Raw genomic sequence first — 14,000 nt, 5'->3', positions numbered from 1 at the left:
CTTTTTAAAGATTTGTACTTCGTATAATGTAAGGGGGAAAACCTTTTGTCTGAGTAAAGATTCTACCTATGTATAACCCAATGATTCCTAATATGAACAGTTGTAGTCCTCCCAGAAAAGCAACTGTAAGGATTAGCGATACCCACCCTGCCATCACATGTCCGCTAATGAGACTGATGATTGCATAAGGGATAAACAACAGAGATAATAATGCTATGATAAATCCAAGGTATAATGCTATTTGCAGTGGTTTTGTGCTGAAGGATAGGATTCCCTGAGCTGCCAGATGTAGCATTTTCTTGAATGTATATTTCGTTTTTCCCGATAGGCGTTTGTCGGGCATATAATCAATGGCATATTGCTTAAAGCCGATCCACGAAATTATCCCTCTGATAAATAAATCTCCTCCTTTTATATTGACTAGCACGTTGGCGGCACGTCTGTCCATAAGCCTGAAGTCTGCAGCTCCTTTGTCTAAATGAATATCTGACAAGAAGTTGATAACGTTGTAGAATAAATTAGACGAGGTTCGTTTTGCTTTAGAGATAGATGGGTCTTCTTGCCGTTTTGTATATACAATATCATAACCTTCTTCCCATTTCTTTATAAAATCGGGTAACATTCTTGGTGGGTGCTGCATGTCAGCATCCATCGAAATGATGCAATCACCCGAAGCATTGTCAAGTCCTGCTTTCAGCGCATTTTGATGTCCGAAATTTCGGGAAAACTCAATATAAAATAGATGAGGATCTTTGGTTGCCATATTTTCTAGCAGCACTTGAGAGTTATCTGTGCTACCATCGTTTACTGCAATAATCTCATATTGATATCCGGTTTTTTTTAGATTCTCGTGAATAGCATCTACTACTGTAGGAATGTTCTGCTCTTCATTGTAGCAGCATATAATAACCGAAACCTTTTTATCTAAAGTCGTTTTCAAAATGTAGTTTTTTAACATTGACAAAGATAAGCTTCATATTAGAGAAATCCATAATTTTCTCTTTTTATTTAGATTAGAAAAGAAAAAGGAGACAATTTAAATTGCCTCCTTTACCAATTCTTCTAAAGAATCTAATACTAACCATCAATATATAACCAAACAATCATTAACACCTATTTTGTCTTGCTTTTGTACGTTGTTGTAGAGCTTCTCCTACAGAGGATACTCCTCAAAGGCATATAGCACAGTAGATAGGTAACGTTCTCCTGTGTCAGGAAGTATTACTACTATGTTTTTACCTTTATTTTCAGGGCGTTTTGCCAATTGTATCGCGGCGTAAGTTGCAGCTCCGGAAGAAATGCCTACTAATAGACCTTCTGTGCGAGCTAGCTCTCTGCTTGTACGAATTGCGTCATCATTACTCACTTGTATTACTTCATCTACCACTGATGCATTGTAAGTTTGAGGTATGAAGCCTGCTCCTATTCCTTGTATTTTGTGTGGACCAGGTTTTCCTCCTGACAATACGGGCGAATCTGCTGGCTCAACAGCTACAATTTTTACGTCCGGATTGTATTTTTTCAAAACCTCGCCTACTCCGCTGACAGTACCTCCAGTTCCTACACCCGCTACGAAAATATCTACATTCCCATCTGTATCTCTCCAGATTTCTTCAGCTGTCGTCTTTTTGTGGATAGCCGGATTTGCCGGATTTAAGAACTGTTGTAAAACTACAGCTTTAGGATTTTCTTTTTGAAGTTCTTCTGCTTTTGCAATAGCTCCTTTCATGCCTTCCGGACCAGGGGTTAAAACGATATTTGCTCCAAGAGCCTTAAGAAGGTTGCGTCGTTCTATACTCATCGTTTCGGGCATAGTCAATGTTAGTTTATAACCTTTTGCTGCCGATACTAATGCTAGACCTATACCTGTATTTCCACTTGTAGGTTCTACTATTTCGCTATCAGGTTTTAATACTCCGGAAGCTTCTGCCTCCTCTATCATTGCATTTGCAATACGATCTTTCACGCTGGATGCAGGGTTGAAGTATTCTAGTTTTCCTATTATATGCGCGTTTACGTTCTGTGTGTTGTTAAAGTTAGAAAGCTCTAATAAGGGAGTATTTCCTATTAAGTCTGTTAATTTCTTTGCTATCTTTCCCATAAATGTGTTTTTTATTTGTTGTTTTTTATTGATACAAAGGTATGTGGTATTTATTTTCTGTGAAATCGCTAAAGTGAGGTATTTTTATACCATATTTATGGTATGTCTGGCGATGAAAAGTTTTAAGTAAAAAACGTTAAGGATGCCTCCTGATGTGAATTATTAGCGCTAATTTCGTGAAGCCAAAAAAAGATTTTATAAGTGATGTTAAAGGCTAAACAAATAATTGCACTAAGACGTTTATAAGACAAAAAATATTATCACTACTATGGACATAGCGAAATTGTACGAAATCTACAAGCAGCACCCTGAGGTTTCTACTGATACTCGAAATAGCGCGAACGGTGCTATCTTTTTTGCGCTGAAAGGAGCTAATTTTAATGGTAATGAATATGCAGCTCAGGCTATTTCTTCGGGATGTAGTTATGCTGTGGTAGATGAAGAAAAATATGCAACACAGCCCAATATGATTTTGGTAGATAATGTGTTGGAAACATTACATAAGCTGGCAACATATCATCGAGAACATATTAAGACTCCGGTAATAGGCATAACCGGCACAAATGGAAAGACAACAACAAAGGAGTTGATAACAGCTGTTCTGTCCCAAGAATATAATGTTGTTTCTACTCAAGGAAACCTAAATAATCATATAGGAGTCCCTCTTACTATCTTACGAATAAAAAAAGAGCATGAAATTGCTGTTGTAGAAATGGGTGCAAATCATGTGGGAGAAATAAAGTGCCTTTGCGAAATAGCAAAACCTAGTTATGGACTTATTACAAATCTCGGTCATGCACATATAGAAGGATTTGGATCTTTCGAGAATGTGGTTAAGACTAAAGGAGAACTGTATAATTTTATTCGCAATTCTAAAGATGGTAAAATATTTATAGATAATGATAACTCTCTTCTGAAAGAGGTTTCTGAAGGAATAGCATCAATCCCTTATGGTTTTGAAGAAGATCTTTTTGTGTCGGGTAAAGTGTTGGCTATTCGTCCATATCTGGAGTTTGAGTGGAAATTCGGAAATAAACGCAATCAGGTAAAGACCAAACTGATTGGGGAGTATAATTTGCCAAATGCATTGGCAGCAATTGCTATAGGTTCTTATCTTGGGGTAAAATCATCATTGATAAATAAGGCGCTTGGGGAATATGAGCCAAGCAATAACAGGTCTCAGCTCAAAGAAACAGAGAAGAATATGCTTATAATCGATGCATATAATGCCAATCCGACAAGCATGCATGCTGCTTTGGAGAACTTCGATCATATGGATGTCAGTAAAAAGGCTTTGATTCTGGGAGATATGAAAGAGCTGGGACCAGATACTGATATGGAGCACCAAAAAATCGCAGATTATGTTGCTCATCACGACTTCGAGAAGGTTCTTCTTGTAGGGGATAATTTTAGTAGAACTGAAACGAACTTTCCTCGATTCAAAAATTTAGAAGAATTAAAAGAATATTTGACAGAGAATCCTATAGAGGATAGCTATATTTTGCTTAAAGGTTCACGCGGAATGCAGCTGGAGAAATGCATCGATTTCCTATAGTAGTTTTTTACTTTACTCTGGATTCTTGACATAAAGAAAGGCTGTCGAGGTCATTTACTCCTTAACTAGATCGATAGACATTATTTATTGTAAGTTTTACTTACTGACAGTAATGTTTATTAACTTTGCATATTCTGATAAAAACATAAAATCAAGTATAATACATCTCTGTATGGGTATGTAAAAGGAAATTATGGATAAGGGCAAAACAAATCTCGATTTGTATAAAAACTCAATGATAGGGCACCTCGGTATTTCTTTTATGGAATCTGGTGATGATGGGGTAGTAAGAGCTACAATGCCGGTAGATTACAGGACTTGTCAACCTTTCGGATTGTTAAATGGAGGAGCATCTCTTGCTCTTGCAGAATGTATTGCGGGGCATGGCTCTTCTCAGATATGTGATGAAGGATCATTTGCTGTAGGTGTACAGGTTAGTGCAAATCATATATCCAGTGTTCCTGTCGGTCAGGTTGTGACCGGAGTTGGGACTCTTATTCATAAAGGAAAATCTTCCCATATCTGGAATGTTGATATCATGTCGCAAGATGATAAATTGGTAAGTAGTGTACGTATCGTTAACTTTGTTTATAGCAAGAAATGAATTCGATTGAAGATAAACTAGAGAGCCAATTAATACATCTTATAAAAGAAAAAAAGAGTTTCTCTTTTTACCGTTTGCCTTCTCAGGAAGAGTTCCGTTTTATTGCTCAATTAGAAGGTCAACCGGAAGAATATTCAAGTCTCTCGGATCTGAACAATAAAAAAGGTTTTCTTGTTAGTCCTTTTAAGGTAGAGAAAGAATATCCAATAATCCTTATTCGTCCCGAAGTGGAAGTCTCTGGACTGGACAATATTCGTGAGGCACTAGATAGAATCTCTTCAGTCGAAACATATCCTTATGGACATATTCCCTTGCCTGCTGAGGAAGAAAGGGATGAAGCGGAAGAGAATCGTATCTATACGACAATATTTAGTCGGTTTATAGCCCCTCTTAAAAAAGGCGAACTAAAAAAAATAGTTCTTTCACGTGCACATAAAATTAAGCATCCTAATAATTTTTCTATCTTAAATTCTTTCTTTAAAGCGACAGAATTATATCCTCATATGATGTGTTATCTGTGTTATACCCCTCAGACAGGATTATGGATGGGAAGCACCCCGGAGATTATCCTTTCTGGTAAAGATAAGAAATGGAAAACAGTATCATTAGCTGGAACAAAACCGCTTGGGTCATATACTGACTTAACGAGTGGATGGGATAGAAAAAACATAGAGGAACAAGAGGTTGTTTCAAGGTATATACGGAGTACGCTTGCTACACATGTGTCCGAAGTGGAAGAGAAAGGTCCATATTCGGGTTCGGCAGGAACCGTAATTCATTTGAAAACAGATTTTTATTTTACTTTAAATGATTCAGGCAAGATAGGAAATCTTTTAGACGATTTGTTCCCTACACCAGCTATTTGCGGGTTCCCTAAGCAAGCAGCTTTTGATTTTATTAATGAGAATGAATCTTATAATAGAAGATATTATTCGGGAATTATCGGGAATCTTAACCCCGAAGGGGAAACAGAACTTTTCGTTAATCTTCGTTGTGCCGAAATAGGAAGATCAACTATAACCTTATATGCGGGAGGAGGTATTATGCCAACATCCTCTTCCGATCTGGAATGGGAAGAAACGAAATATAAAATGCAGACTTTATTAAAAGTTTTACAATAAAAAGAGAATAGGATGTACGCAAACAAACAGAATGTGTTGGAGTTGGTTGCTCTGATGTTAGAATTTGAGATAAATGATATTGTTCTCTGTCCGGGTTCTCGGAATTCTCCACTAACCCAAAGTTTTGCGACAAATCCTCAATTCAATAGCTATTCCATTACGGACGAAAGGAGTGCTGCATTTTTTGCATTAGGACTTGCGCAATCATTAAAGAAGCCGGTTGCTATATGTTGTACATCGGGCTCAGCTCTGCTGAATGCCCTTCCTGCTGTATCCGAAGCATATTATCAACAATTACCTCTATTGGTTATTTCTGCCGATCGTCCAACGGAATGGATTGGTCAGATGGACGGGCAAACTTTGCCTCAAGCTAATATGGGAAGTGTTATTTTCAAGAAAAGTGTACATCTTCCAGAGGTGAAAGATGACTCCGAATATTGGTATTGCAACAGACTGATAAATGAAGCCTTATTAGCTTTAACCCATCGATCAAATGGTCCTGTTCATATAAATATTCCTCTAAGCGAGCCTCTGTTCGATTTTTCAGTAAAAGAGCTGCCATCAGTACGAAAGATAAATAGGATAAAAACAGCCCAGCCTGGATTTACGTTATCAGAGCAATTACTTGAGCAATGGACTAAGGCTACTCGTCCTCTAATAATTGTAGGGCAACAGCATTCTTCTTCTGAAATAGACGAAGCTTTGACAAAGTTAAGCCAAGAGAAAGGCTGTGTAGTTTTGACTGAGAATATATCGAATGTCCAATCTGTAGAGAAAATATCTAACTTTGAGTCTATCCTGCATGTCCACTCTGAGGATAATAGTTTAAAACCCGATTTAGTTATCTATTTCGGAGGACATATAGTTTCGAAAAGACTCAAAGCATATATAAGAAATAATAAGCCAAACCATCTTTGGTTTGTCAATCCTGAAGGAGAGGTTGTTGATACCTTCAAGTGTTTGACCACTATAATCGAATCAAGCCCATATGCTGTTTTGGAAGCTTTATTAAGTACAGAAAAGGTTTTCGATGTGGCTTATTCTCAAACTTGGGTTAAGCTATCTAAGGAGATAGAAGATCGTTCGCAAAAATATCATTATTCCAATTTCTCGGATATCACAGTAATGAAGCAGGTAATAGAATCTTTGCCTGTTTGCAAATTACAATTAGGAAATAGTAGCATTATTCGTAATGCTCAATTATTTACTTCCAAGAATGTGGAAGAAACGTTTTGTAATAGAGGAACGAGCGGGATTGAAGGCTCAGTTTCTACGGCTGTCGGTTTTTCTGCAGGCTATGATAGTCTGACTTATCTTGTTGTAGGAGACCTCAGTTTCTTCTATGATATGAATTCACTCTGGAATCAGCATGTTTCGCCTAAGCTTCGTATCCTTGTTCTCAATAATGGGAATGGGCAAATTTTTAATGTACTCCCCTCTTTGGAAAAGAGTGAAATCCGCAGTAAATTTATTGCAGCATCGCATGACGCATCAGTTAGGGCATGGGTAGAAGACAGAGGATGCAAATATTTGTCAGCGAATAATCAATCAGAACTGACCGAAGCACTGAAGGAGTTTACTCAAGAGAAGATAGAAATGCCTGTCGTGCTCGAAGTGTTTACGGATGCAGAACTAAGCGAGAACGATTTTAAAGAATATTACAAATATCTAAAAATATAAGAACTATGAGCAAAAGAGAATGGACTTCACTGAAAGAATACAATGATATTCTTTTCGATTTCTATAATGGCATTGCTAAAATTACGATCAACAGACCACGTTATCGTAATGCATTTACGCCTACCACAACATCAGAAATCAGCGATGCTTTGCGTATTTGCCGCGAAGATCAGGATATCAGCGTTGTTGTACTCACAGGAGCCGGCGATATGGCTTTCTGTAGTGGCGGTGACATGAATGTGAAAGGACATGGAGGATATGTGGGTACAGACGGCGTGCCTCGCTTGAATGTGCTGGATGTACAAAAGCAAATCCGTTCTATTCCTAAACCGGTAATTGCTATGGTCAATGGCTTTGCTATCGGTGGAGGTCATGTATTACACGTCGTTTGCGATTTAAGTATTGCTTCCGAAAATGCAATCTTTGGTCAGACAGGTCCTCGTGTAGGCAGCTTCGATGCAGGCTTCGGTTCATCATATTTGGCTCGTGTAGTAGGTCAAAAGAAAGCGCGTGAAATATGGTTCCTTTGTCGTCAATACTCGGCTCAAGAAGCTTTAGATATGGGATTGGTAAATAAAGTTGTTCCTTTCGATAAGCTGGAAGATGAAGTTGTGGAATGGGCAGAAACAATGATGCAACATAGTCCGCTTGCTCTGCGTATGATCAAAGCGGGATTGAATGCAGAACTTGACGGGCAAGCAGGTATTCAAGAATTAGCCGGTGATGCTACTATGCTTTATTACCTGACAGAGGAAGCTAAAGAAGGTGGACGTGCTTTCTTGGAAAAGCGAAAACCGGATTGGAAGAAATTCCCGAAATTACCATAAACAATGAATCTAAAAGTTCAAATTATTCCAAAGGTATTACACTTTAAGCGTCCGGCGGGAACATCCCGCGGGTCGTATACAACGCGTAATGTCTGGTATCTTTTGCTGACCGATGAAGATCAATCGACGGTTGGCATAGGAGAATGTGCTCCTTTGCCTAAACTGAGTTGTGATGATGTTCCCGAATATGAAGATGTGCTTAAGCAAGCCTGCAAAGATTTAGAAGAAAGAGGACAGATCGATTACGAACGGTTTAAGGCTTTCCCTTCTATTCTTTTTGGAATGGAAACAGCTTTGCGCCAGTTTGAGAGGAATAGTTTTCAACTATGGGACACTGCCTTTGGTCGAGGAGAGCAAGGTATTCCTATCAATGGATTAATTTGGATGGGTAGTTTTGATTATATGCGTGAGCAGATAGAAGAGAAACTACAAAAAGGATTCAGATGTGTTAAACTGAAAATAGGAGCTATTGATTTCGATAACGAACTTTCGTTGTTGGCTTCTATACGAAAATATTACGGAGCAGACAAAATACAGCTGAGAGTGGATGCCAACGGAGCGTTCACTCCTCAGGATGCTCTATACAAGCTGCAAGAATTAGCAAAATACGATATTCATTCCATCGAGCAGCCTATCCGTCAAGGGCAATGGGAAGAGATGGCTGTGCTTTGTGGGCATTCCCCAATCCCGATAGCTCTGGATGAAGAACTTATAGGAGTAAACTCTCTTCAAGAAAAGGGGAATCTGTTGGATGTAATGCACCCTGCATATATTATTCTGAAACCTTCGCTACATGGAGGAATACGAGGAGGACAAGAGTGGATATCTTTGGCTAAAGAACGCAATATAGGTTATTGGATTACATCGGCACTAGAGTCGAATATTGGGTTAAATGCCATTGCTCAATGGTGTGCGACGCTCGATTCCTCAATGCATCAGGGTTTGGGCACAGGTCTTTTATATACAGATAATGTTGATTTTCCTTTGTCTATAAAAGAAGATAATCTTTGGTTCAACTCATCAGGAGTAAATCTTTCTCAGATCGTTGACTGGTTAAAGCAATAATGACATTTTTCAATACAGATATCAGTAAACAGACTATTACTATAAACGGAATACTTTATAGTCGTGATTCTATTCTGAATGCTGTTGAAGGAGAACAGCCTTTTTCGAACGACTTGCTCTCTTTTCTCAGAGAGTGGTTCAATGACTCTCCTTATATCTTAGTTCAAACTTCAGGGTCTACTGGAGTACCGAAACAGATTGAAGTTGAAAAAGTACGAATGTTACAAAGTGCAAAGTTAACCTGTAACTTTTTAGGACTAAAACAAGGTGATTCGGCATTGCTTTGCATGAACTTGAAGTACATAGGAGCTAAGATGGTAGTGGTTCGCTCTCTGTTTGCAGGCTTAGATTTAGTTCCGATCGAAGCAAGTGGCTATCCGTTGAAAGAAATTGAACCAACTGTTTTTGCTGCAATGACACCAATGCAGGTCTATAATAGTTTGCAAGATAATAAACAACGAGAAAAATTGAGGCGTATTCAACATCTTATCATTGGCGGCGGTGCTGTTGATGCTACTCTATCTAACGAATTAGCGAATTTTCCTCATGCTATATGGTCTACTTACGGCATGACCGAAACACTGTCTCACATTGCCCTTCGATGTATAAATGGAAAGTCTGCATCAGAATGGTATACCCCTTTTGAGGGTGTAGCTATTAGCCTTTCGGAAAACCAGACGCTAAAGATAGAAGCTCCTCTGATTACACAGGAAGTCCTCGCGACAAACGATGTGGCAGAGATCAACGAGCAAGGACAATTTCGTATTCTAGGACGTGTAGATAATATTATCAATAGTGGAGGAATCAAGATACAGATCGAAGAAGTCGAGCGTTTGCTTAGTAAGTCACTCTCTGGTGAATATGTGATTACTTCGGCTCAGGATACTAAATTTGGAGAAGCTGTAGTATTATTGGTGAAGAAAGGAATTTATACAAGCTCTCAGATACACTCTATTTGCAAGGAGTTACTGCCTCCATATTGGATACCCAAAGCCATCTTCTTATTAGATACTTTACCTTACACCGAAACGAACAAACCTAACAGGGCTGAAGCTCGGTTGATAGCACACAAACTATATAAAAGTTAACCATCATTACTCTAGGAAAAGGCACAGATAATTAAAAAAACTTATAAACTCGGATAAATTGAAAACGAAATCTTAGAAGAATAAGTTTTTGTGTATATTTGTAAGCTTTAGACGTCAATTAACTAACTTTCAATATGAATATTGCACTTATCGGATATGGCAAAATGGGGCATGAGATAGAAAAGATTGCTCTTGGCAGAGGTCATAAAATAGTTTCTATAATAGATGTAAATAATCGTCACGATTTTGATTCGGATGCATTTAAAAGTGCAGATATTGCAATCGAGTTTTCGACCCCCGATAGTGCGATAGAGAACTATCATAAGTGTTTCGAAGCTAATGTGGCGGTAGTAGCAGGCACAACAGGCTGGCTCGATCATCTGGATGAGGTGAAGAAAGCTTGCGAAGAAGATGGTAAAACATTCTTCTATGCATCTAATTATAGCTTGGGAGTAAATATTTTCTTTGCATTGAATAAGTATCTGGCTAAGATAATGAATGATTATCCTGACTATAATGTCAGTATGGAAGAAACTCACCATATACATAAACTGGATGCCCCTAGCGGGACAGCAATAACCTTAGCAGAAGGTGTTTTAGATAATGTAGAAAGGAAAGAGAATTGGATTCTCGAAACAGAAAGTAAGCCATCGGATCTCGCCATTCATTGCATTAGAGAGGGAGAAGTTCCGGGGATACATGAAATCGTATATGAATCTGATGCGGACGTAATAAGCATCAAGCATGATGCGAAGAGCCGTAAAGGTTTCGCTCTGGGGGCAGTTGTTGCAGCAGAGTTCGCCAAGGGTAAGAAAGGTTTTTTAGGTATGAAGGATATGCTTAATTTTTAACAGATAATGGAAAAAACTACAGATCAGAATAATAAATCAGAAAAACGTAAACCGGGGATCAGACAATGGATATATGCAATCATTGCATGTGTTCTTTGTGTTCTGTTTGTGTTGTGGACAGGCTATTGGGCTGTATTGATCCTAATTCCGGTTTTTATAGATATATACATCACTAAGTTTATCCCTTGGAGTGGCTGGAGGAATGCAAAAAATCCTTCTCTGAGAAAAGTGCTTGACTGGGTTGATGCAATTCTGTTTGCCTTAGTGGGCGTATGGATTATAAACACTTTCTTCTTTCAGAATTATCAAATTCCAAGTTCTTCACTCGAGAAATCACTTCTTGTAGGAGACTTCCTATGTGTTAGCAAGGTGAGTTATGGAGCGCGCTCGCCTATGACTCCATTGTCGTTGCCTTTGATGCAGCACACATTTCCTGTATTTGGAATCAAATCTTATTTGGAGAAACCTCAACTAGAGTATAAAAGATTTAAAGGTACAGGACAAATTGAGCGCAACGATATTGTTGTATTCAACTATCCTTCGGGCGATACTGTTGCTGTAAATATGCAAAATAGGGATTATTACCTTCTTTGTAAAGATGCAGGGAGTGTTTCTGATGTAACTAATCAGCGCTCAAATATTCAAAGTATAAACGAAGGACGTCCTATCGTTCATGCGCGTAAAGATGTGTATGGTGATATTGTTTACCGTCCGGTAGATAGAAGAGAGAATTACGTAAAACGCTGTGTCGGTTTACCAGGTGAGACTATCTCTATCAAAGATGACATTGTAAATATTGATGGGAAACCTATTGAGTCACCTAAAGAAATGCAATTATTCTATTTCGTACAAGTGAGTGGACAGCCAATATCCCCTTCTACTTTTTCCGCTTTGGGCATAAGCGAAGATGATATAAAAAGTATATCAACACCATATGATCTTAATGCAATAGATACGACTTCTGTATGGAGGCAGTTCTTCCCTACTTATGGATCAGATGTTGAATACTTGTACTCTCATGTGAATATGACTAAAGGGATGGTTGAAGAGCTTAAGCAAAAACCATTTGTGAAAAAGGTTATTCCCTTGAATGAATACTATCGTTCAATAAATGCTTTAAATGGGATGCCTCTTTATGCTCAACAAGATATCTATCCAATCACATATGACATGAAGGTAGCCCCCGGTGATTTCCCTGATTTGTGGATACCGGCTAAAGGGGAAACAATCAAGTTTGATACAGATGTAGATTATAAAGTTGCAGCTTACGCCCGTTGTATCAAAAACTACGAGCATAACGAGTTTGACTATCGAGATGGTAAAGTGTACATCAATGGTGAACAAGCCGATTCTTATACTTTCAAATTCGACTATTTTTTCATGATGGGAGACAACAGAGATAACTCTGCCGACTCTCGTTCATGGGGATTTGTACCTGAAGATCATATCGTGGGGAAACCTCTGTTTATATGGTTGTCTCTTGATAAAGATAAAGGATGGTTTAGTGGAAGAATCAGATGGGACAGACTATTTACCACCGGGAACAAAAAATGATTTCAACTTAATTGAGGAATGAAATAATGTCTTCAACAAAAAGGAACATATACGTTTATTTGGGCAAAGTAATATTGATTACTTTGCTCATCGTTTTATGTATACGTTCTTTCTTTATTGAACCTTTTACTGTTTCCTCTTCGCAGATGGAGAATGCTTTATTCTCTGAGGACAGAATCTTAATTGATAAAACTGCATATGGCATTCGTCTACCCATAACTATACTTACTGTCCCTTTTACATTCGATAATCTGTGGGGAAAGAAGTCATATTCCACAGCAATACAACTGCCTTATGCAAGACTTTTTACAGGTCAAATAGGCAGAAATGAAATCGTCTTGTTCAATGATCCTTCGGCTATAGATAAGCCTTTAGACAAGCGTTCGCTTATATTGAACAGATGTATAGCTCTTCCAAAAGATACTGTGTTGATACAGAATGGTTTACCTTTTGTCTCAGATAAGGGTTCTGTTCGTTTTGGTCAACTATCTGTAAAAGAGATAGTTGATAGTATAGATTATGCAACCTCAATTATTGTTCCGGCAAAGGGCATGACAATCGATCTGGATAGTAAGAATCTTATAATATATAAACGGACAATTGAGCAGGAGCAGGGAGATAATGTTTCCATTGAGGACGGAAGGTTGTTTATGGATGGGGCAGAGCAAGATGCGTACACTTTCGAAGATGATTATTATTGGATGTTGTCTGACAACCCTCAAAATATGCTGGACTCTCGCACGATAGGCTTCATCCCCTTTAAAAATGTGATCGGCAGAGCCCGTTTCGTATGGTACAACCCTGATACTTCAGCCCACCCCAACCGTAGTTTTAAAGTTATTAAATGATCAAATAATATAAATGAATATATATCTGTCATCTGCATATCTGGCGCCGATTCAGTATTATGCGAAGTTTCTTCTTGCTGATCGTATTTGTATCGAACAGCATGATAACTATATCAAGCAAACATACCGAAATCGTTGTTCCATAGTATCGGCAAACGGGCCTATTGCGTTATCCATACCAGTTGTGCATTCGTCGAAAGAGAAAACTCAGATGAAGGATATCCGTATTGCAGAACATGGCAACTGGCAGCATATGCACTGGAATGCGATTGTTTCGGCATACAATTCAACCCCCTTTTTCGAATATTATCAAGACGATTTTTATCCGTTTTATCATAAAAAATATTCATTTCTGTTCGACTTTAATGAAGAGTTAAGGATGCTTATCCTAGAGATTTTACGGATTAAGCTTCCCGAAATTGTTTATACAGACTCCTATCAGACCAAGTTCCTGTCGGACGAATTAGACTTAAGAGAAGTTATACACCCTAAAAAAGACTGGACAGAAACAGATCCAGCCTTCAAGTCTGTACCCTACTATCAGGTATTTGACCAGAAATTCGGCTTCGTTGATAATATGAGTATCATCGACCTGCTCTTTAATATGGGAAACGAAAGTCAACTTATACTTGCTAAATCAAACAGATAAAAGCGCCTTGTTAAGCTATTTTATATACTCACAAATACTTATTTGTACAAAACATTG

The 14,000-nt window shown here is 38.3% G+C and carries 13 protein-coding genes; 11 read left to right on the top strand and 2 right to left on the bottom strand.

Translation table 11 applies throughout. The features are described 5' to 3' along the window. Window positions 1-4: 4 nt before the first annotated feature. Both DHU68_RS01335 and cysK read right to left on the bottom strand, forming a co-directional pair. The gene (locus DHU68_RS01335; protein WP_255412399.1) at window positions 5-940 is read right to left on the bottom strand and encodes a glycosyltransferase family 2 protein; all 936 of its coding nucleotides are present in this window, start codon (window positions 938-940) and stop codon (window positions 5-7) included. 213 nt (window positions 941-1,153) lie between these two features. Further along, window positions 1,154-2,101, bottom strand: coding sequence for a cysteine synthase A (cysK, locus tag DHU68_RS01330; RefSeq protein ID WP_108821168.1), 948 nt, complete (start codon window positions 2,099-2,101; stop codon window positions 1,154-1,156). A gap of 268 nt (window positions 2,102-2,369) precedes the next feature. Here cysK and murF point away from each other — a divergent pair, with 268 nt between their 5' ends. The 11 genes from murF (at window position 2,370) to DHU68_RS01275 (ending at window position 13,943) form a co-directional block, all read left to right on the top strand. Next, window positions 2,370-3,656 (top strand): UDP-N-acetylmuramoyl-tripeptide--D-alanyl-D-alanine ligase, encoded by a 1,287-nt coding sequence (murF, locus tag DHU68_RS01325; protein ID WP_108821167.1) that lies wholly within the window; start codon window positions 2,370-2,372, stop codon window positions 3,654-3,656. 193 nt (window positions 3,657-3,849) lie between these two features. Beyond that, a complete protein-coding gene (locus DHU68_RS01320; RefSeq protein ID WP_255412398.1) occupies window positions 3,850-4,260 on the top strand; it encodes a PaaI family thioesterase in 411 nt (136 codons plus the stop codon). After that, window positions 4,257-5,381, top strand: a complete 1,125-nt coding sequence (locus DHU68_RS01315) for an isochorismate synthase (protein WP_108821166.1) — start codon at window positions 4,257-4,259, stop codon at window positions 5,379-5,381. Before DHU68_RS01320 ends, DHU68_RS01315 begins: the two co-directional genes overlap by 4 nt. 12 nt (window positions 5,382-5,393) lie before the next feature. Further along, window positions 5,394-7,061, top strand: a complete 1,668-nt coding sequence (menD, locus tag DHU68_RS01310; protein WP_108821165.1) for a 2-succinyl-5-enolpyruvyl-6-hydroxy-3-cyclohexene-1-carboxylic-acid synthase — start codon at window positions 5,394-5,396, stop codon at window positions 7,059-7,061. 5 nt (window positions 7,062-7,066) lie between these two features. Then, window positions 7,067-7,888 (top strand): 1,4-dihydroxy-2-naphthoyl-CoA synthase, encoded by an 822-nt coding sequence (menB, locus tag DHU68_RS01305; RefSeq protein WP_108821164.1) that lies wholly within the window; start codon window positions 7,067-7,069, stop codon window positions 7,886-7,888. A gap of 3 nt (window positions 7,889-7,891) precedes the next feature. Further along, window positions 7,892-8,953 (top strand): o-succinylbenzoate synthase, encoded by a 1,062-nt coding sequence (locus tag DHU68_RS01300; RefSeq protein WP_108821163.1) that lies wholly within the window; start codon window positions 7,892-7,894, stop codon window positions 8,951-8,953. Beyond that, a complete protein-coding gene (locus tag DHU68_RS01295; protein ID WP_108821162.1) occupies window positions 8,953-10,041 on the top strand; it encodes an AMP-binding protein in 1,089 nt (362 codons plus the stop codon). Before DHU68_RS01300 ends, DHU68_RS01295 begins: the two co-directional genes overlap by 1 nt. A 134-nt stretch (window positions 10,042-10,175) precedes the next feature. Further along, on the top strand, window positions 10,176-10,892 hold the full coding sequence (gene dapB / locus DHU68_RS01290) for a 4-hydroxy-tetrahydrodipicolinate reductase (RefSeq protein ID WP_108821161.1): 717 nt from the start codon (window positions 10,176-10,178) through the stop codon (window positions 10,890-10,892). A 6-nt stretch (window positions 10,893-10,898) separates the two neighbouring features. Beyond that, on the top strand, window positions 10,899-12,446 hold the full coding sequence (locus tag DHU68_RS01285; RefSeq protein ID WP_108821160.1) for a S26 family signal peptidase: 1,548 nt from the start codon (window positions 10,899-10,901) through the stop codon (window positions 12,444-12,446). A 26-nt stretch (window positions 12,447-12,472) separates the two neighbouring features. Next, window positions 12,473-13,294, top strand: coding sequence for a signal peptidase I (lepB, locus tag DHU68_RS01280; RefSeq protein ID WP_108821159.1), 822 nt, complete (start codon window positions 12,473-12,475; stop codon window positions 13,292-13,294). A 13-nt stretch (window positions 13,295-13,307) separates the two neighbouring features. Beyond that, window positions 13,308-13,943, top strand: coding sequence for a WbqC family protein (locus DHU68_RS01275; RefSeq protein WP_108821158.1), 636 nt, complete (start codon window positions 13,308-13,310; stop codon window positions 13,941-13,943). The last annotated feature ends 57 nt before the right edge of the window (window positions 13,944-14,000 follow it).

This window comes from Dysgonomonas sp. Marseille-P4361 (genome assembly GCF_900343125.1).
GTDB lineage: Bacteria > Bacteroidota > Bacteroidia > Bacteroidales > Dysgonomonadaceae > Dysgonomonas.
The sequence above is the reverse complement of the archived record's forward strand: the minus strand, read 5'-3'. Positions and strand labels throughout refer to the sequence as shown.